At 43.5% G+C, this 19,721-nt stretch carries 16 protein-coding genes; 14 read left to right on the top strand and 2 right to left on the bottom strand.

Annotated elements, in window-relative coordinates; translation table 11 throughout:
- Positions 1-425 precede the first annotated feature (425 nt).
- The 13 genes from XZ46_RS25335 (at position 426) to XZ46_RS37120 (ending at position 12,335) form a co-directional block, all read left to right on the top strand.
- On the top strand, positions 426-794 hold the full coding sequence (locus XZ46_RS25335) for a nucleotidyltransferase domain-containing protein (RefSeq protein ID WP_008056116.1): 369 nt from the start codon (positions 426-428) through the stop codon (positions 792-794).
- Positions 794-1,123 carry a HEPN domain-containing protein gene (locus tag XZ46_RS25330; protein ID WP_008056119.1) on the top strand — a complete coding sequence of 110 codons (330 nt, stop codon included), beginning with the start codon at positions 794-796 and terminating at the stop codon, positions 1,121-1,123. Before XZ46_RS25335 ends, XZ46_RS25330 begins: the two co-directional genes overlap by 1 nt.
- A gap of 230 nt (positions 1,124-1,353) precedes the next feature.
- Positions 1,354-1,599 (top strand): UPF0175 family protein, encoded by a 246-nt coding sequence (locus XZ46_RS25325; protein ID WP_039933777.1) that lies wholly within the window; start codon positions 1,354-1,356, stop codon positions 1,597-1,599.
- A complete protein-coding gene (locus tag XZ46_RS25320; RefSeq protein ID WP_071776869.1) occupies positions 1,590-1,862 on the top strand; it encodes a PIN domain-containing protein in 273 nt (90 codons plus the stop codon). Before XZ46_RS25325 ends, XZ46_RS25320 begins: the two co-directional genes overlap by 10 nt.
- A gap of 549 nt (positions 1,863-2,411) precedes the next feature.
- Positions 2,412-2,783 (top strand): HNH endonuclease, encoded by a 372-nt coding sequence (locus tag XZ46_RS25310; RefSeq protein WP_006622899.1) that lies wholly within the window; start codon positions 2,412-2,414, stop codon positions 2,781-2,783.
- A gap of 19 nt (positions 2,784-2,802) precedes the next feature.
- Complete coding sequence (locus XZ46_RS25305) at positions 2,803-3,159, top strand: HU family DNA-binding protein (protein WP_008056123.1); 357 nt, start codon at positions 2,803-2,805, stop codon at positions 3,157-3,159.
- A gap of 13 nt (positions 3,160-3,172) precedes the next feature.
- A complete protein-coding gene (locus XZ46_RS25300; RefSeq protein WP_006622904.1) occupies positions 3,173-3,562 on the top strand; it encodes a hypothetical protein in 390 nt (129 codons plus the stop codon).
- A 288-nt stretch (positions 3,563-3,850) separates the two neighbouring features.
- Positions 3,851-5,383 carry a CHAT domain-containing protein gene (locus tag XZ46_RS25295; protein WP_228116428.1) on the top strand — a complete coding sequence of 511 codons (1,533 nt, stop codon included), beginning with the start codon at positions 3,851-3,853 and terminating at the stop codon, positions 5,381-5,383.
- Positions 5,384-5,585: 202 nt separating this feature from the next.
- On the top strand, positions 5,586-6,137 hold the full coding sequence (locus XZ46_RS25290) for a J domain-containing protein (protein ID WP_008055885.1): 552 nt from the start codon (positions 5,586-5,588) through the stop codon (positions 6,135-6,137).
- A 2-nt stretch (positions 6,138-6,139) separates the two neighbouring features.
- A complete protein-coding gene (locus XZ46_RS25285; protein WP_008055886.1) occupies positions 6,140-7,162 on the top strand; it encodes a hypothetical protein in 1,023 nt (340 codons plus the stop codon).
- 174 nt (positions 7,163-7,336) lie between these two features.
- A complete protein-coding gene (locus XZ46_RS25280) occupies positions 7,337-7,711 on the top strand; it encodes a hypothetical protein (protein ID WP_228116427.1) in 375 nt (124 codons plus the stop codon).
- Positions 7,708-9,351: a hypothetical protein gene (locus XZ46_RS25275; protein ID WP_008055888.1), complete on the top strand. Its 1,644-nt coding sequence runs from the start codon at positions 7,708-7,710 to the stop codon at positions 9,349-9,351. The genes XZ46_RS25280 and XZ46_RS25275 overlap by 4 nt, the downstream gene beginning before the upstream one ends.
- Before the next feature lie 140 nt (positions 9,352-9,491).
- Positions 9,492-12,335: a DEAD/DEAH box helicase gene (locus tag XZ46_RS37120; protein ID WP_228116426.1), complete on the top strand. Its 2,844-nt coding sequence runs from the start codon at positions 9,492-9,494 to the stop codon at positions 12,333-12,335.
- Positions 12,336-12,762: 427 nt separating this feature from the next.
- Here the strand turns inward: XZ46_RS37120 and XZ46_RS25265 are convergent, their stop codons facing one another.
- Positions 12,763-13,116, bottom strand: a complete 354-nt coding sequence (locus XZ46_RS25265; protein ID WP_228116425.1) for a type II toxin-antitoxin system Phd/YefM family antitoxin — start codon at positions 13,114-13,116, stop codon at positions 12,763-12,765.
- 209 nt (positions 13,117-13,325) lie between these two features.
- Entirely contained in the window at positions 13,326-13,895 is a 570-nt protein-coding gene (locus XZ46_RS25260) for an REP-associated tyrosine transposase (protein ID WP_008054774.1), read from the bottom strand.
- A gap of 433 nt (positions 13,896-14,328) precedes the next feature.
- Between XZ46_RS25260 and XZ46_RS37115 the strand changes: the two genes are divergently transcribed.
- The gene (locus tag XZ46_RS37115) at positions 14,329-19,155 is read left to right on the top strand and encodes a type II restriction enzyme methylase subunit (RefSeq protein ID WP_008055893.1); all 4,827 of its coding nucleotides are present in this window, start codon (positions 14,329-14,331) and stop codon (positions 19,153-19,155) included.
- Positions 19,156-19,721: the final 566 nt, after the last annotated feature.

Below are 19,721 nucleotides of genomic sequence, written 5' to 3'. Positions count from 1 at the left end.
CACCCTTGATTACTTAGATTAAACCGATTATGGATAGTTTAATCTGGGAGGCTAATTTTCGGATTGGGACAAATTTATATAGAGAGGTTTTAGCGGCTGCTGGGGAATAATAAAGTGATAAAAATCTGCGTTTGGGGTGGGGGAAAAGAAACCGGGTTTCTAGCAGTATCTCTGTTTATTCACAAAAATTTAAGAAAGAAACCCGGTTTCTCAGTGGCGGGGATGGGGTAAAATGGTGATGGTATTCTCTACCCGGTGTGTGGCTATGGATGAAAAGCGATCGCAGTCTTATCTCTCGCGGATTCGAGAACTCCTTACCTAGATACTTGGCGGATGATGCGGTTAAGCTACCATTGATCAGCTTTGGGAGAGCGGTTAATCATTGTTCTCGATCAACCTTTTGGGCTAGGGATGAATATTGTGTAATGAAACATCAAAATTTATCGGAAATTATCGAGTTAATTAAAAGTTGGTTTGGGGTACATTATGGCGATCGCGTGAGTCAAATTGTCTTATATGGTTCTCAGGCGAGAGGGGAAGCCAAACCTGATTCTGATATTGATATATTGATTGTTCTGAGGCAGGGTTTTGATTATGCTCAAGAAATTGAGAGGACGAGTGAGTTTATTCAGGAATTATCTTTAAGGTATGATACGGTTATTTCCCGTGCTTTTATTTCGGATTTTCGGTTTAATCATGAAAAAAGTCCTTTTTTACTGAATGTTCATCAAGAGGGAATTGATTTATCAAGGATGAACAGCGGTTATTGTGGGAGAAGGCGCGGCGGAGTTTAGTGGGGGCAAGTTTATTGTTAGAAAATAACCTGGCTGAACTGTCAATGTCTCGTGCCTATTATGCGATGTTTTATGTGGCTTGTGCATTTTTGCTCGGTAAGGATTTAAGTTTTTCGAGCCATTCTGCTGTCATCAGTGCTTTTGGTCGGGAATTTGCCAAGGATAATCAAAGGTTTCGAGAATTTCACAGATATTTGATTGATGCCCAGGATTTGCGAAACCGTAGTGATTATGATTTAGATGTTGGCATTGGTGCATCTGAGGTGAGGGTACAGATTCAAATAGCTGAAAGTTTCATGGATTTTTTTGAGAATTATCAGGAGGGTTAAAGGGCAAGAAACTGGGTTTTTGAGATAATTTAGGGGTAAAATGAGAGAATGAGCGCAACCAGGTTTCTCCGTTAGGGGGGGAGAAGTGAGGGATGCAAGAAACCCTGTTTCAAGATGGTAAGGAAAAATTTAACAAAGAAACCCGGTTTCTCAGTGGCGGGGATGGGGTAAAATGGGGGTAATATCCTGAAATGCACCATGCTAACCACCGAAGAGGTAAAATCAAGATTATGAGTCTAGTGATTTCCGCAGACATTGTTAAGGCTAGTGGACTGTCTGAACAAGAGTTAATTATCGAGTTGGTATTATTGCTGTTTCAGCAGGAAAAAATTAGCTTGGGTAAGGCAGCCGAGTTACTGAATATCTCGCAGGTTAGATTCCAACAGATTCTCTCAGAGAAGGGCATTAATATTCATTACGATGTGGAGGAATTGCAGGAGGATATCCAGCATTTAACGGCCAAGGGATGGCTATGATTGTTGTGAGTGATACTTCTCCTGTAAGTGGGTTGGCATTGGAAGTGAAAGCAGAAGAATTATTGATTGATGAACGGTTAGGACGAAGGGAAGCAATCAATTTGGGGTTGTCGATTACCGGATTATTAGGAATTTTGCTAGTGGCAAAGCGTCGGAGTTTGATTCCTCAGATTAGACCGATTATGGATAGTTTAATCTGGGAGGCTAATTTTCGGATTGGCTCAAATTTATATAGAGAGGTTTTAGCGGCTGCTGGGGAATGATAAAGTGATAAAAATCTGCGTTTGGGGTGGGGGCAAAGAAACCGGGTTTCTAGCAGCATATGGTGTTTCTTCACAAAAATTTAACAAAGAAACCGGATTTCTCAGTCGCCGGGATGGGGTAAAATCGGGATGGTATTCCTTACCCCGTGTGTGGCTATGGATGAAAAGCGATCGCCCTAAATTAGATCCCAACACCAGTTTACTGAACTTAACTCAAAGACCGCCTAGTGTGGGCAATTGTCACTCAATTCAAACACCGATGGGCGATTATTGGGCCGTCCTTAAGAACGCACTGTAATCTGTAGTGTCAGATTTAACCCCCAATTACCCGCCACAGCCACTAGCCATTGACGATGCCAATTATCCATGATAGGATTAAATGATGTAAGGCACATATAGTTTTCAAGGATTTGGGGTTATGCACCTCAATCTCATGCCCTCTCGCCTAGATCCAAATGGAGGTTTGTCTTGAGATCTAGCAATTTCATGTGCTTCACAACTATTAGATGTGCCTTTATTAAGCCTTTTAAGCAACATGAGGCAATCAGCATGACTGAAAGTTCATCAGACAAGCTCAACCAACTGTATAGCGAAATGTTAGTGCTTCTTCAAAAGGAAGAAAAAATGCGTCAGGAAACTGAAAAGCTTCTGGCAAAAGCAAAAAAAATGATAGATCCGAGGAATGAATTTAATAAATGGCTTAAATCTTCGGAGGGAAAGGATTGGAAAAAAAAGCAATTTGAGTATCAAAACGGCAAGTGTGCTTCCTGTGGTGAAACACTAAGATTTGCTGATGCTGAAGTCCATCATGTACTTTCATTGAAAGAAGGTGGAAAAACTGCTAATAAACCAGAAAATTTTAAATTGCTACATCCAAACTGCAATCGTAAAATTGGAAGTAAATTTGTTAATTTGGATTGAGGTACTAGAGGATTAAATCATGACAAGCAAACAAGAATTAATCGAAAAAGTTGCCCAACGTATTAGCTGGAGTCAAGCTGATGTAAAGAGGGCAGTGGACGATTATGGAAATGTTGAAACGGAAGAGGATGTAATTGCTTGCTGCCTTCATTATGCGGGGCCGGAATTGAAAAAGCGTAATTATCAAATTGGCTCGATGAAAAGAGTTGACAAGCAACAAAAATCAACGATTGAATCGTTAGTCAATCAGCTAGAGGAGGAGAAAAACTTCTATCAAAATGAATTGATTCCCAATCTCAGGCAAACAATTAATGAACAAGCCAAGCGGATTGCAGATCTGCTAAAAGATGTCGGAAAAATAATCAACATAAAATAGAGGTAGAACGCCCATGAATACTGAAAACCAAAAAATAACCCGTCTACATTTAAAGTCTCTAGGACTGACAGATTATTTGGTTCGAGAAATTGTCAAGGAATTGCCTTCCGAAAAGGAAAATTTATACAATATCTATTCTGTTTCTGATGTTCAAAAGTCCATACAACAGAAATTAAACAATCCTCGGACCAAAGATACAAGCCGGAAAAAATTAGCAGTAGTATTGGAGTGGTTAGATGGCAAATCTAATGTAATTGAAGTTGATTTTCTGAAAAATTTGACACCGGATCAACGATTAGAATTTTTATATAAACGCAATCATGAACTATTTGAAAAAGAGAAGGAAATAAATCAAGAAACGGATGAATTATTAAGAAAAGCACGCCAAATGATAGCGAAATAATAGGCGTCGCACATGTGCGTTAGGATTCAATAGCGAGCGGACAATATCGAGGAGGCGATCGCCTGCTACCGAGCAGCCCTAGAAGTCCTCACCCCCTCCTCCTTCCCCCTAGCCTGCCTCAGACCCTCACGCAGCCTCGGCAACCTCGGCTATGACCTGCAAAACTGGGAAATCGCCATCGAAGGCTACAACCAAGCCATCCTAGCCATCGAACAAAGCCGCTACTGGGCCACCTCCGAAGCCACCAAACGGGAACTCATCGCCAACTCCCTCGATATCTATCAAAAAATGGTGCAAGCCTGCATCAACCACCAAGACTACCCCCAAGCCTTGCTCACTGTCGAACGCAGTAAATCCCGCACCCTGATCGAACTCCTCGACAGCGCCCACCTCTACCCCAAAAACGCCACGGACGAACAAAAACAACGCATCAGCGACTTGCGCCGTCAAATCGCTATGTACCAACAACAACTCGCCTACACCTCCAGCAACACCCTCACCCCCACCACCGAAAACAACCCCAACCAACCCTCACCGGAAACCCTCATCCGCCAACAACTCCAAGCCGCTAACCAGCAATTCCAAGACTTGCTCACCGAACTCGACGACCCCAACTTTACCCTCACCCAACAAGTCCCCCCGCAACTCCCCGACTTGCGCCGCCTCCTCCCCCCTCAAACCGCCCTCATCGAGTGGTATCTCCCCACCGAAGCCGACTCCGGGTTTTACGCTTTCCTCGTCACCCGCCAAAACGAGCAAATCCAGATTACCCCCCACCCCTTCAACGCCGAGGACCGCCAACACCTGGACCAAGCCATCAGCGACTACCGCAGCGACTACGGACAACCCTCCTGGAATCAGCAACTCCCCCAACGCCTGGAAACCCTCAGCGCCGCCTTGCAACTCCCCCGCCTTCTGGGTGACTTATCCCAGATTCAACAGCTTATCCTGATTCCCCACCGGGAACTGCACCTCATCCCCCTCCACGCGCTCCCCGTCCCCTCTTCTCCCCTCTCCCGCGCTGGGAGAGGGGCTGGGGGTGAGGGCAAACCCCTACAAGACGGGTTCCCCGTGCAATATGCCCCCAGTTGTCAAATTCTCAACACCCTCCAGCAGCGTCCCCCCCTCAACCGGGAAACCGTCCCCTTTTTCGCGATTCAAAACCCGACCGAAGACCTGAACTATGCCGAGTGGGAGGTGGAACTATTATTGCGCCAATTCAGCCCCCATCAAGTCTTGCGTCGCGACAAAGCTACCCAGGAGAATTTAAGCCAACCCCAGACCCAAACCTTCCTGGAACAGAGTCACGCGGTCCACTTTGGCTGTCACGGTGAATTTGACGATCGCAACCCCCTCAACGCCTATCTGAGACTGGCAAATCAGGAAAAGCTGACGTTTCTGGATATTTTCAACCGTCTTAATATTCCCCTCTGTCGCCTGCTGGTGCTGTCGGCTTGCAAAACTGGCTTGGTGGAAACTTCCCACACTGATGATTATGTGGGATTATCCAGTGCGTTTTTCTACGCCGGAGCGCGAACGGTGGTCGCCAGTCTCTGGAATGTGGATGAACTGGCGGCGACTCTGGTGACGCTGCGCCTCTATCAAATTTTACCGGATTATCCCTCGGTGACAGTGGCTTTGCAAGCGGCTCAAACTTGGTTGCGGGGGGTATCTTGTGATGATATTCTCCACTGGCTAAAACATGAGCAGAAGGCGACCCCGGAGGAAGTGGAAGAAGTGGAAGACCGTTTGATTTTATTTAATGACCCCCCGTTTGCCGAGGCTTGTTATTGGTCTGCGTTTACGGCAACGGGGTTATAATGGGGTGGGTTGAGTGATGATGAGGTTAGACGATGCCGACTTGATGTGGCGCAGGCGGTGGGGGCGTTTTTAGGGGTAACGCAGCCATCCCATAGCGAGATAACCCCCGGCGAATACGACACCTTTTTGCCAGAATAACTTTCCTTGACTTAGCCTGAATGTCTTGCCATAATTAATAAAGTAAAGTTGTGGTGGTACTCCCATGCCCCAAGTAGTTCTAGATCCACAAGTAAAGACTGAGATAGATCGTCTTGCTCAAGTCAGGCAAGTTGACTCGGAACTGTTGGAGCAGTTTGCCTATTTCGTTCTGGAGATATCACAGCAAAAGTCAAGCAAGAAAGCTCAGTCGCTGAAGACTGATGAGCTAAAAAAAGCTATTTATGAGCGGTTTGGCGTGAACAATACATCAGAGTTGAAAAAATCTGGTGGTTTCAGGATGGCGACTGATGGTATGGACTCGTTAGACTTCCGCTTAAAACCAACCTGGGAAACACTCTATCGAAAGTTTGTAGGTATCCTTCCCCATGAGCAAAGCCAGGAAGGATATGGTTGTATTAATGGAATTGATATCTTTAAATACTTTAAACCCTGGCAGGTATTTGGACTAGATCCCAAAACTGCTACCAAGAATGATGTTAAAGCTGCCTACTATCAATTATCAAAAATTTATCATCCAGACAATTTAGTGACGGGTGACAGAGCTATTTTTGAGCAGGTCGAAAATATGTACAAGAGTATAATTGCTGGATTCTGAAGATGCCTTTTGATAAAGAAGTTTTCTATATTGAAGAAATAAAGCTGGCTGAGGCTTTAGGGCTAAATCAACAAAGTTTAGACGAAATAGTGGATTTTTTACAGGCATCTGCTGATGAAAGTATTCAACTCAAAGAATGGTTGCATTTTGCAATACAAAATTATGTAAATAAACAACCGATTCGGATATTTTCTCGGGAAGGAGCTTTGGCTATTGCCAGTTATCTGGATTTGAGAGGTGATGCCACTAAAATTGCCCTAAACGGAGTTATTGCCTTACTAGAGCAATATAGCCTCAATCAAATAGATGGCAAGATTCGTAGAGCAGTGTATGAAAATAGTTCTTCTTTAGTTTATAGAAATAAACGTCACTGGCTTAGTCGAGAAGATGTAGTGAAGATATTTATGACGACTTCATCAAGGTTAATCCGGGCGTTTGGAGATATTCAAAGGTCGGATTTTCCCATGAGAATAAATATAGATTTTGAAGATTATGACGGACTGAGATTCTTCTCGTTGTCTGGCTTAGAAAAACTCAGTATAGAATTGTCCTTAAAATTGCGTTCAGAAGAGAGGCGTGATTATTGTAAACGGGTGCGTGAAGTTGCTCCTCCGGTATTAAAATTTCTGGCGATCGCTCCTTCTCCAGAGCCAAAACAGATTGAGCAAGCTATGAACTTCGCCAAAAATAGAGATAAAAAAACTTGTCAGGTGACGGGTGTTGTTAGAGATAAGTATAACCAACGGATTGAACTGGTTGGTCATCATCTTTATGACCAAAAAACATATCATTTTCTCAGCGCAGATCCAGATAACATCTTAACAATTGACAAAAAACTACATGAAGATTTTCATCAATGGAATGGAGGAACCCAAGAAACTTGTACAATTGATGATTTCATTGATTATGTGGAGTGGCGCTATCCAGAAAAGCATGAATTAATCTTAACCTTGCATAATAAGCAAAGAGTTCTCAGGTTAAAATTGGCTCAATTCCAACGGACATTACCGGAAAGTAGAGATTAAAGTTCTGGTATTCTTGACTGGCTCAACTATGACTTGAAGGCGACGGCGAAATGGAAGAAGTGGAAGACCGTTTGAGTTTATTTGATGACCCCCCTTTGCGGAGGCTTGTTATGGGTCAGACTTGACGGCGAAGGGTTATAATAGGGGAGAATTGAGCCATGATGAGGTCGAACCATGATGCCAACATCTGAAAATGAACGGATTGTGCGGGCTTTTTTACTGCTTCTGCATCGAGAAAGTAAAAAACCCGAGAGTGCGATTATTCCCCCCACGGCTTGGGAAACTTTGGAGGAACTGAAAGCCAACCTCGCCTCAGCTAATGATGATATTAAAACTATAGCACGAGCGATCGCAAAATGGTGTAAAAACCACCAATATCGTGAAATCCTCCAAGCACTCCAACCCGTCCAAGCTGATGCGATCGATGAGTATGAAGACCCAGATGATGTGGCAACGGAGGAAGAAATTAAATTGACTAACTTATCAACTCGATTTGTGCAGGAAACTATCGATAAATCTAAACAGCAGCACCAGCAGCAATCATCATGAAAGATAAGGTTATTTATGCCCCAGAAATCCGCTTGTTTACCTATCATTTAAAAATCCTAAGTACCACCAACCTACAAGACACGGATCAGGATTTGCCTCTCAGGTCAATGATTGTTTATTATCTCCAGTTATTGGCAGATTATGGGTTGGTGGATTCTCTGGTGAAAAACTTACAAAAAGAGATTTTATCCCCGTGGGCAATTCTTGATAATTGGTTTCAGTATATTCAGACAATTAGGGGACTTGTATGGTGGATTAAACTGAGAATAATTGTCCTGGAAATTCTGATTGATTGGCATAATTATCTGAGTGGAAAGACCCTAGAAGATGTCATCCAGGAATATCTATTTAGGTCGGATTTTGATGATTTAACTAATGGCAATAATCCATTTTTTCAAATCATAAATAATCCGGGTAAGATAGGGATTCAACGAGTTAATTTTCCGACCCAATATCGGGGATTTTTCTATCCTCAATATCTGAACGATAGCTATAGTTTTTTATTGCACATCTTCCATCCCCAAAAACTGGGAAAAGATGGGGTAAAATTCTCAGATATTGCGAAATTAAGCCCCCCAAAGTCATTTTTTGCGGGAACGTCAACAAGCCTAGATGAACCGCTGCAAACTCATCTCAAACACGCCTCTTGGGGAACAACGATGCTGTTTAGTGGTTTTATTGACTCTCGCCCAGGGACTTTGGAGGAGGGGAAAAAATTAGCCGATGAACTATTACAAAACCTGTTAAAACCAGACCCGAAAAAACCAGCGCCGCCTTTCTGGGCTAGTCGAGAGTTTTTGGGGGGATTTCTGTATGAATATCAGGATATTTATAGTCCCCATCCCTACGGAAAGATTATGATTTTGCTGCTATTTTCGGAGGAGAGTAAAGAGAAAATTAATGGGGTTCAGTGGTGGTTACCGGAGTTGTTTTTTTATGAGCGCAAGATTTGCCAAAATTACATAGACAGTCGGGGGGAATATAGTAAGGCTAATCAGGATATTAAAACGATAGAAAAGACGATTCGGACTTTTCCGCCTAATATTGCGACGGATGTTCCGCCGGATTTGTCGGAGGAAGAGTTAAGGTCTTTGAAAAAGGAAATTAAGAATTTGTTGGATTTATCGTTGCGGTATTCTCAACGAATGCGGAGTTTGGTGACGTTTGAGAATACGATCGCCATTAATCGGAATAATTATCTTAATACTCTCACCCGCATGGAGGTCAAAAGTAACAGTGATTTGACGGGTTGGCGGGATAAAGCCAATCATATTTTTGGCACATTTCAGGAACAAATAAAAGCGGATTTGGTTTATCTGCAACAAGGAGAACGCCTGTTAGATACCGCAATTAACACGATTCGCGGTTTGGTGGAAATTGACCAAGCGGAACGCGATCGCCTTTTGGAACATCAAATCCAAATCGCTGGCTGGGGTATTGGGGTGGGGGCGATTGTAGCTTCGACTTCGGCGTTAATTTTTCAGGAGAAAATGACGTTTCCCTGGTCTGATAATCGAGGTGATAATGTGCATCCTTTTACTATTGCTGTCTTGCTGAGTTTCGCCTGTGCTGGGTTAGGGGTACTCTTGGCGATCGCATTGATTAAGTTTGGGAAAAAAAGGCGATCGTCTTCCAATTAAACAGCGGGAGTCAAAAAATTCGGTTTCTGGGAGGGTTTTATGCTAAACTAATTTTCGGAAAATATGGTGTAATAATAAGCTAAAATATGTTAACAGATATTGCTCCAGGGGCACGAATTCTTTGCCGGGATGCTGAATGGTTGGTTAAATCTGTGGCCCTGTCTTCTGATGGCGATCGCATTATTGAAGCAGTGGGAGTGTCGGAATTTCTCCGGGGTCGTCGTATTCGCTTCCTGGAAGAGTTGGAAAAAAAAGACAGGAAACGGGGTTTACAAGTGTTGAAACCCGAAGAGACTCATTTGGTTATTGATGAAACTTCTGGTTATGTCCGTAGTTTATTATTTGTTGAGGCGAATTTAAAGCAAACTATCCCGGAAGATGGGCGGATTTATTGGGGACATAAAGCCGCTATGGATGCCCTGAATTATCAGCTTATTCCGGCGACTAAAGCCCTACAAATGCCTCGCCAACGCTTGTTAATTGCTGATGCGGTGGGGTTGGGTAAAACTCTGGAATGTGGTATCCTGGTAACTGAGTTAATTGGGAGGGGGAAAGGTCGCCGGATTTTAGTGGTTACTACTAAGTCAATGATGGGGCAGTTTCAAAAGGAGTTTTGGCTGCGGTTTACTATTCCTTTGGTGCGTTTGGACTCTGAGGAAATTCAACGAGTGCGATCGCGACTTCCGGGAAATCATAACCCTTTTCACTATTATGACCGGACAATTATTTCTATTGATACCCTCAAACAAGACCGGGAATATCGCAGTTATTTGGAACAGGCTCACTGGGATATTATTATAATTGATGAAGCCCATAATGTCGCCCGCAGAGGTAAGGGTCAGTCGGCTTCGCAGCGGGCGAAATTGGCTGAACGTTTAGCTACTCGTTCGGATACTTTGATTTTGCTTTCCGCTACTCCCCATGACGGGAAACCGGAGAGTTTTGCTAGTTTGATGAATATGCTAGATCCGACGGCGATCGCTAATGAAAGTAACTACACTAAAAATGATATCCATGACCTCTATTTGCGGCGGTTTAAAAAAGATGTTTTGCGGGATTTAAACCAAAGTATCCCTGAACGGAATGTGGAACCTGTAGAAGCGATCGCCTCCCCCCCAGAAGAGGCGGTTTTTCGGAAACTCCACGATTTGCAATTGGTCAGTATTGACCGAGGCAAAAGTGCCGGACAGCTATTTAAAACTACTCTCCTAAAGGCATTCTTATCTAGTCCGGCTGCGGGTCTGGAAACCGTGCAAAATCGCCTGAAAACTTTACAGAAAAAGCTGGATATCTCCACGGAATTAGACCAGGCAGAATTGACTGATTTGGCGGCAGGTTTGGCGGCAATAGATCAGGGGAGTTTTTCTAAGTATCAGCGACTTATCCAACTGATTAAAACTGAGTTTCAGTGGACTGGAAAAGACCCCAAAGACCGCTTGGTTATTTTTACCGGACGTTTGGAAACTTTGCGGTTTCTGGAGGCGGAACTACCCCAAGACTTGCGCTTAAAACCAGAGGCGATCGCTCGTTTAGATGGGGGTATGGCAGATATTGACCAAGTGGAAATTGTCGAGAAATTTGGCTATGAAAATTCCCCGGTGAGGATTTTAATTGCTACGGAAGTGGCATCAGAAGGGTTAAACCTGCACTATCTTAGCCATAAATTGATTCACTTTGATATCCCTTGGTCGTTGATGACTTTACAGCAGCGAAACGGACGGATCGACCGCTACGGACAAACTCGAAAACCGGAAATTCGCTATCTGCTGACTCGCTCCCAGGTTGAACGTATGGATGAGGTGGAGCGTATTATTAAAGTACTTTTAACTAAGGATGAACAGGCGATTAAAAATATTGGCGATCCTTCCGTATTTATGGGGGTATTTGACCCGGAAAAAGAAGAAAATTTGACCGCTGCTGCTATTGAAAGCGGAGTGTCGGCGGCGGATTTTGCCGAGGAGTTAGACCGCAACGCCAAGGGAGAGGGAGATGTCGATATTTTTAGCTGGTTTGAGTCGGAGTCTGGGGATACTGATGAGGGGGTTTCCATGGACTCTAGCCAGGGTGAACCTCTGGTGGAAACGGGGAGTTTGTTAAGTCTATTTCCGTCGATTTTTCAGTTTACCGCTACGGCTTTAAGGTTCATTAATTCCCAGACCAGTCCGGTTCATAATCTCCAAATTAACGAAGATGAAGGGTTTATTGAATTGCAACTTCCTCAAGAGCTAAAAAGCCGTTACGATCGCCTTCCTAAAGAAATACAACCCCAGGATAATCGGTTATTATATCTTAGCGATCGCCCCGAAGATATGATGCGGGCCATGGAACAAGCGCGAACCGAAGACGCGGACTGGTCGGCTGTTCAATACCTTTGGGAATTGCATCCTTTGGTAGAATGGATTAGCGATCGCTGTTTATTTTATTTTGGCAGACATCAAGCACCTGTGATACAATTATCTCAGGGATTAGAATCCGATGAGGTGATTTTTATCTGCTTTGGTAGTTTCCCCAACCGCCGAGGAACTTCCGTCCTAAATCGCTGGGTTTCGGTTATCTTTAAACAAGGGAAATTTCAGCGGGTTGAACCCTTTGCGGAAACTCAGAAACGCACGGAATTAGGACTGCATGAGTTGCCCAATTCCGGGACGGTTAATATTGATGATTTACTCCCTTTACGGAGTCCGGCTATTCAGCAAGCGCGGCAATATCTTCAGCAGGAAAGGCAACGGTTTCAAGACCAGTTAAATCCTCAGTTAGAGGCACAACGGGAACGCCTGGAAAGGCTGCAAGGCTATCATGTGGAACAGTTAGAGTTGCGGTGGGAAAGTGATAATATTTCGGCTAATCTGAAGCAGGATAAACAGCAGAAAGAACGCCATAAAATTGACAAGATATTCCAAGATTATCGCGATTGGGTAGAGTTGTCAATGACTACGGAAAGCGAACCTTATCTCAAGTTAATTTTTGTGATTCAGCAAGCATAGAAACCCGGTTTCTTTGTCGAGAAGTCTAGAAACCCGGTTTCTTTGAGAAACCGGGTTTCTTATCCTCGAGAAGCCGAGAAACCCGGTTTCTTTGTCGAGAAGTCTAGAAACCCGGTTTCTTTGAGAAACCCGGTTTCTTTGTCGAGAAGTCTAGAAACCCGGTTTCTTTGAGAAACCGGGTTTCTTATCCTCGAGAAGCCGAGAAACCCGGTTTCTTATCCCCCAACAAAACTTATTCCCATTTTGCTTGAGAATAATTGGCTAAAATTTTGTGGTCTTTGGTCAGTAAAATGTTACTGTTTACGGCTGCATAAGAAACAATAATCCTATCGGTGAAATATAGAGAGCAGAGTTATTAATTAAAGACCGCGCTAGGTCACTAAATTTATCTGTCAAGCCTGCATACAGCCAAACTACAACATGGGTATCAAGGTAGATCAAGATTAACCTCCTGTTCCCAATTGATGTCAATTAAATCTTCAGCATTGCCTAAAATAACCTGGGGACGATAGACTAATTTCTCGAACTTGTCTAGGGGTTCAACGGGAATAATACGAAGCCGTTTACCTCCCCGTAAAATCTCTAAAGGTATCCCGGTTTCTATGATTTCGTCAAGCCACTTATCAAGATTTACTTGTAATTCTTGGGGGGTAATACTTTTCATGGTTAAAAATGAATGATTGTTCATGGTGGGGGTGAAAAATATTTCTCCCTTACGGTGGAGGGAGATAAAAAAGGCGATATCAAGGGCTACAAGGGCTATTTTTATTATATCAGACAACAGCCAAGAAACCCTCCACTTTTTTCTGGAAACTGATAATAATTAATAATTAATAATTAATAATTAATAATTCATCGAGAAGTCTAGAAACCCGGTTTCTTTGAGAAACCGGGTTTCTTATCCTTGAGAAGCCGAGAAACCGGGTTTCTTTGAGAAACCGGGTTTCTTATTTATTTCCGGGTTTCTTATCCCTGGGTTTCTTTTAGCTTCTATTCATCAAGTAGTAAGTGCTGAATTGATGAGGTTTGGATATGACTTTCGACAAAAGACCGATAATCATTCACCGAATTAAAAAGCGATCGCACCCCATCAATTTTCGGCAAAGTTCCCCCACGCAATTGGAGATATTCGGGATAGCTAGAAAACTCCCAATCTTCGGGTTTTTTAACCAAATTAGCCTTAACTGGGTTTAAATGAATATATCGTGTTAAATGGAATAAATATTCATCATTATCAACAGCGATCGCTTGAAATCTACCTTGAAATAAACCGCCAACCCTGTCATACTGCTTGTTAATTGCTTTCACATAAGACAAGCTAAATTTTTGCATCACCTCAGAAAAACAATTCTGTTTCAAATATACCAATAAATGATAATGATTAGGCATCAAACAATAAGCAATAATATCAGCCACATTAGATTCAACCAAATATTTTCTAATCAGGCGCAAAAAATGAATATAGTTGTCTTGGGTAAAAAAGATAATTTGATGATTATTACCTCGATTATAAATATGGTAGTAATGACCCGTTTCAAAAACAATTTTGCGACGTGGCATTTCCAATCAACTCCCACAACTTCAACTTTTATAACTCCGTTAAATTTTAGCGCAAGAGAGGTCTAGAAACCCGGTTTCTTTTTCGAGAGGTCTAGAAACCCGGTTTCTTCGAGAAACCGGGTTTCTTTGTGGAGAGGTCTAGAAACCCGGTTTCTTTGAGAAACCGGGTTTCTTGTTGGAGAGGTCTAGAAACCCGGTTTCTTTGAGAAACCGGGTTTCTTGGTGGAGAGGTCTAGAAACCCGGTTTCTTTGAGAAACCGGGTTTCTTGGTGGAGAGGTCTAGAAACCCGGTTTCTTTGAGAAACCGGGTTTCTTGGTGGAGAGGTCTAGAAACCCGGTTTCTTTGAGAAACCGGGTTTCTTGTTGGTCGTGAGTAGTGTAAAATGAAAATTTACAGGGTTTCTTTGACTATAAGCCGGGGTTATCGAATATTATGTTAATCGGAATTGCTAACGAAAATGAATTTTATGCCGCCTATTATTTGGATGCAATTTTAACCGAAGACCTAAAGACGATCGCCTCCGAGGTGGGGACCAATCAAGAGCCGCCGTCCCAGGCTTTGGGGAGGCTGCGGGGAGATTATTTTCGCCTCAAAACTCGCACCCAAACTATTAATATAGATAAAACTGAAATTCTCGGTCAGCAACGGCAGTTTTTTCGGCAGGTTTTGGAGGTTTTGGGGTATCAGTGGGAACCGGGGTTAAAGTGGTTGGATAATGATACTTTGCTCCCGATTTTGGCGGAAGTTAGACCGAGTTCTGGAATGCCAAATTTGTGGGTTTTGGAAGGGTTTAATCCTACCGGAGAACCTCTCGATATTCTCTCCCTGGAATTTGACCCTATTCAAGGTCAAGATTTCCCGGAATTTCGGGTCGATCGCTCTCCAGAAAACTGGCTAAATTCTACCCTGGAAGATATCGTAACTGATGTGGTTTTTGGTCAAAATGAACCCCCCCGCTGGGTGCTATTAATTAGTGTAGACCAGATAGCTTTAATTGACCGTTATAAATGGAATGCTTCCCGGTTGTTAAGGTTTGATTTAGAGCAGATTTTAGCCGATCGCGATCGCCATTCTTTGTTCGCTACCGCTACCCTGTTACACCGCGATCGCATTTGTCCAGCGGAAGGAATGGCGTTGTTAGATACCCTTGATGAAAATAGTCACCGCCATACTTATAGCGTTTCCGAAGACTTGAAATTTGCCTTACGGGAGGCGATCGAACTTTTGGGAAACGAGTTTATTTATTATCGGCGGAAAGTGGGGGAAAGGGTTTATTCCACCCAGGAACAAACCCAAAAGGGAGAACAGGAAATTGACCCCAACCTGTTAAAAATCCAGTGTTTGCGGTGGGTTTATCGACTGCTATTTATCTTTTATATTGAAGCGCGACCCGAGTTAGGTTATGCTCCCATGGGTTCTGATGTTTATCGGGAGGGATATAGTTTAGAAACCCTGCGAGACTTGGAACAGGTGGAGTTACTTTCTTCGGAGGACTCCGAAGGCTATTATATAGATACCTCTATTCGTCGTTTATTTAAATTGTTGTGGTTTGGATATCCTGAAGAAGACCATAAACAAGCCGAACTTTTGCAGAAGAAAACAGCCATTTATAATACCTTCCGTTTACCCGCCTTAAAAAGTCATCTGTTTGACCCCGAATATACCTCCATGTTAGAGGGAGTCAGGTTTCGCAATTCCGTCCTACAGAAAGTCTTGGAATTGATGTCTTTGTCGCGGTCAGGACAAGGACGACGGGGACGCATTAGCTACGCGCAATTGGGGGTTAACCAGTTAGGGGAAGTTTACGAGGGTTTATTGAGTTTATCGGCTTTTTTCGCCGAGGAAAACCTCTACGAAGTTCAACCCGCCGCCAAAAAAACCTCTACCAAGACAGACACCGAAGACGACGACGAAGACCAACCCACAGTTAAACCCAAAGCGGCGAAAGGTTCCCAACCACGCAGTGAATTAGAGGTGGCTTATTTTGTTCCCGCTGACCGTTTGGAGGAGTTAAAAACGGAGGAGTTGGTGACAGACCCCCAGACCGGAAAAACTCCCCGCAAACATGAGAAAGGGAAATTTTTGTTTCGGTTAGCGGGAAGAGACCGCCAAAAAAGTGCCAGTTATTACACTCCCCAAACCTTAACCAAATGTTTGGTCAAATATGCTCTCCAAGAACTTTTAGCCGACAAGACCGCTGACGATATTTTAAAGTTAACCGTCTGCGAACCAGCTATGGGAAGTGCGGCTTTTTTGAATGAAGCTATAACTCAATTAGCCGAGGCTTATTTACAGCGAAAAGAGGAGGAACTTAATCAACGGATACCCCATGAAAACATCACCTTAGAGAAGCAGAAAGTCAAAATGCTGCTGGCTGACCGCAATGTATTTGGCATTGATAAAAACCCCATAGCCATGGAATTAGCCGAGGTTTCCCTGTGGTTAAATTGTATCTATGGGGAAAAAGACAGCGACCAAATATTCGTCCCCTGGTTTGGCTTGCAATTGCATTGTGGTAACTCCCTGGTGGGTGCGAGACGACAAATATACCCCCGCCAAAAGGTGAGTCAAGGCAAAAAAAACCTCTCCTGGTGGGAAATGCCGCCGTCACGGATACCCCTGGGAGAAACCTTCCCCGCAGACGGTATTTTTCACTTTTTGTTAGGGGACCCAGGTATGGCTAATTATACGGATAAAGTGATTAAAAAACTCACCCCCGAAGCCATAAAACAGATTAACCAATGGCAGAAAGAATTTATCAAAACTCCCCTAAATGCCGACCAAGCGGACTATGGAACATACCTATCAACTCGCATTGATGAACTGTGGCATACTTACGCGAAGGAATTAGCCAAAATTCGCCAACGGACTACGGACAGCTTGACGGTGTGGGGACAACCGGAACAGGAGAAACGGGAAGTTCCCCTAGCACAAAAAGATAAAATCTACGAACAGGAGAAACTCTCGCGGGGGGTGAGTAATTCATCGGCTTATCGGCGGCTAAAGTTGGTGATGGACTATTGGTGCAGTTTATGGTTTTGGCCGCTAGAGGAGGCGGAAAACTTACCGAGTCGGGAGGAGTTTTTCAGCGACATAGGGATGATTTTAGGGGTGACGGAAATGGTATCCTCCCAACAGTTATCTTTATTCCCGGAAACTCAAACACCCCAGCAAGCGGAGGATTTTATTAAGAAATTTGGTTTTGTGGACTTGGAGAAGTTCAAGGGTTTTTCGCCTCGGTTGCAGTTGGTGGAAACTTTGGCGGAAACTTATAAGTTTTTCCATTGGGAGTTGGAATTTGCGGATATTTTCCTAGAGAGAGGCGGGTTTGATTTAATGATTGGTAACCCTCCCTGGGTGAAGATAGAATGGCAAGAAGGGGATATATTGGGGGAATATGACCCGTTGACGGTGATTAGAAAGTTATCGGCGAGTGAGTTGGCGAAACGGCGGGAAGATTTATTTAGTAAATACCCAAAGTTACGAGCCGCATATCTTCAGGAGTATGAAGAGTCACACGGAACCCAGAATTTCCTCAACGCGGTGCAAAATTATCCGTTATTGAAAGGGTCGCAAACCAACTTATTTAAGTGTTTCCTTCCCCAAGCCTGGAATTTTGGCAAGTCTGGCGGGGTGTCGGGTTTCTTACACCCAGAAGGGGTTTATGATGACCCCAAAGGCGGAACTTTGCGCCGGGAATTATATCGGCGTTTGCGATATCATTTTCAGTTTCAGAATCAATTAATGCTATTTCCAATAGGTCATAGAGTCAAATATAGTTTAAATATATTTAGTTATCCGCAATTACCAGAGTTTAAAACGATTGCTAATTTATTTGCGGTGCAAACAGTTGACGAATCTTTAAAACATCATGGTATGGGTGAAGTTGGCGGGATTAAAAATGACTCTAATTCCTGGAATTTGTTGGGTCATAAAAAGCGAGTAATTCATGTAAATCGCGAGAGTTTACAATTATTTGCAACTCTTTATGATGCGGAAGGAACCCCCGCCGAGGAAGCGCGACTACCAACTTTACATTCGCAAAACTTAGTCAGTGTATTAGAAAAGTTTGCCACCCAAGAACAGCGACTCGGTAATTTACAAGGTGAATATTATGCAACGGTTATGTTTGATGAAACTAATGCCGTCAAAAAAGATAAGACAATTCGCCGAGATACTCAGTTTGTGAAGTCTCCCCAAGACCTGATTTTATCAGGACCCCATTTCTTTGTCGGAACACCACTTTATAAAACTCCGAGAAAAGTTTGCACTGAAAAAGGGCATTATGATATTATTGATTTAATGGCAATTCCCGACGACTATCTACCGCGCACTAACTACGTCCCGGACTGTTCCCCTGCTGAATACCGTCGTCGCACTCCCTGCGTTCCCTGGGATGACCAAAAACCCGTCACTGAGTTTTATCGGGTTGCTTACCGTAAAAGATTAAGTCAGTCAGGAGAACGCACTTTAATTCCATGTATTATCCCGAAACTTTCTGCTCATATTATTAGCGTGGTTACTACAATTTTTAAAAACAATGATATCCTGCTTGATTTTGCTTCACTTTTACAATCTTTGTCCCTAGATTTCTATTTAAAATCCACGGGTAAATCGGATTTAACGCCAGGAGATATGGCATTATTCCCATGTTCAATATCTGCATTCCGAAAAAAATTACATATTCGCACTCTAGCGTTAAATTGCCTAACAGTGTATTATGGTGAATTATGGGAAGAATGCTGGGAGGAAGGATACCGTGAAGAGAGATGGACAAAAGGGGAAGACCGGCGACTGAATCAAAACTTTTTCGGTAATTTAACCCCAGAATGGCAAAGAAATAACGCCTTGCGGAGTGACTACGAACGTCGTCAAGCGTTAGTAGAAATAGACGTATTAGCAGCGATGTCGTTAGGGTTAACCCTAGAGGAACTCATCACGTTATACAGGGTACAATTCCCGGTGATGCAGCAATATGAAAAGGAAACCTATTATGATATGAATGGTAGAATAGTGTTCACGAGCAGCAAAGGGTTAACGGGGGTAGGTTTACCGCGCAAAGGGAACGCGAAAAAGGAAATCATCGGTTGGGAAGACATCAAAGACCTGGAAAGTGGTATCATAGAAGTAACGGTGACGGACGACACCCTCCCCCAGGGTCCAACGACTCGGAAAATCGCCTACGAAGCGCCTTTTATATTATGCGATCGTATTGAGGACTACCGCACGGCGTGGAAACAATTAACAATTAATAATTGATTTAGAGGAGATTCGATTATGGACACCATAACACACTATCGGCAAATTGTCAAAGACCCTTTATTCCAGCAGCCTATAAACCGGGTTTCTTTGAGAAACGGGGTTTCTTTATCCCTCCACCAGCCACCCCGGAAACCTCCTTTCTTACTCCAGCAGCCTATAAACCGGGTTTCTTTGAGAAACGGGGTTTCTTTACCCCCCCACCAGCCACCCCGGAAACCTCCTTTCTTACTCCAGCAGCCTATAAACCGGGTTTCTTTGAGAAACGGGGTTTCTTTACCCCCCCACCAGCCACCCCGGAAACCTCCTTTCTTACTCCAGCAGCCTATAAACCGGGTTTCTTTGAGAAACCGGGTTTCTTTTTCGTCCTTGGAGAAACGGGGTTTCTTATCCCCCCAGGAGCCGATAAACCCGGTTTCTTCCCCCCAATTGTTAATTATTGGTTATTAATTAAGACCACCCGGAAACCGGGTTTCTTTTTCGAGAAGCCGAGAAACCCGGTTTCTTTGAGAAACCGGGTTTCTTATCCTCGAGAAGCCGAGAAACCGGGTTTCTTTGAGAAACCG

The sequence above is a fragment of the Limnospira indica PCC 8005 genome (assembly GCF_000973065.1).
Classification (GTDB): domain Bacteria; phylum Cyanobacteriota; class Cyanobacteriia; order Cyanobacteriales; family Microcoleaceae; genus Limnospira; species Limnospira fusiformis.
This window is presented reverse-complemented; position numbering and strand designations above follow the sequence as displayed.

What these genes read in the sequence shown, in the direction of transcription:
- XZ46_RS25325 (WP_039933777.1), top strand. Translation starts at nt 1,354, where the DNA reads ATGAGTCTAGTGATTTCCGCAGACATTGTTAAGGCTAGTGGACTGTCT.
- XZ46_RS25300 (WP_006622904.1), top strand. Translation starts at nt 3,173, where the DNA reads ATGAATACTGAAAACCAAAAAATAACCCGTCTACATTTAAAGTCTCTA.
- XZ46_RS25320 (WP_071776869.1), top strand. Translation starts at nt 1,590, where the DNA reads ATGGCTATGATTGTTGTGAGTGATACTTCTCCTGTAAGTGGGTTGGCA.
- XZ46_RS25290 (WP_008055885.1), top strand. Translation starts at nt 5,586, where the DNA reads ATGCCCCAAGTAGTTCTAGATCCACAAGTAAAGACTGAGATAGATCGT.
- XZ46_RS25305 (WP_008056123.1), top strand. Translation starts at nt 2,803, where the DNA reads ATGACAAGCAAACAAGAATTAATCGAAAAAGTTGCCCAACGTATTAGC.
- XZ46_RS25285 (WP_008055886.1), top strand. Translation starts at nt 6,140, where the DNA reads ATGCCTTTTGATAAAGAAGTTTTCTATATTGAAGAAATAAAGCTGGCT.
- XZ46_RS25335 (WP_008056116.1), top strand. Translation starts at nt 426, where the DNA reads ATGAAACATCAAAATTTATCGGAAATTATCGAGTTAATTAAAAGTTGG.
- XZ46_RS25280 (WP_228116427.1), top strand. Translation starts at nt 7,337, where the DNA reads ATGATGCCAACATCTGAAAATGAACGGATTGTGCGGGCTTTTTTACTG.
- XZ46_RS37115 (WP_008055893.1), top strand. Translation starts at nt 14,329, where the DNA reads ATGTTAATCGGAATTGCTAACGAAAATGAATTTTATGCCGCCTATTAT.
- XZ46_RS25310 (WP_006622899.1), top strand. Translation starts at nt 2,412, where the DNA reads ATGACTGAAAGTTCATCAGACAAGCTCAACCAACTGTATAGCGAAATG.
- XZ46_RS25275 (WP_008055888.1), top strand. Translation starts at nt 7,708, where the DNA reads ATGAAAGATAAGGTTATTTATGCCCCAGAAATCCGCTTGTTTACCTAT.
- XZ46_RS25260 (WP_008054774.1), bottom strand. Translation starts at nt 13,895, where the DNA reads ATGCCACGTCGCAAAATTGTTTTTGAAACGGGTCATTACTACCATATT.
- XZ46_RS25295 (WP_228116428.1), top strand. Translation starts at nt 3,851, where the DNA reads ATGGTGCAAGCCTGCATCAACCACCAAGACTACCCCCAAGCCTTGCTC.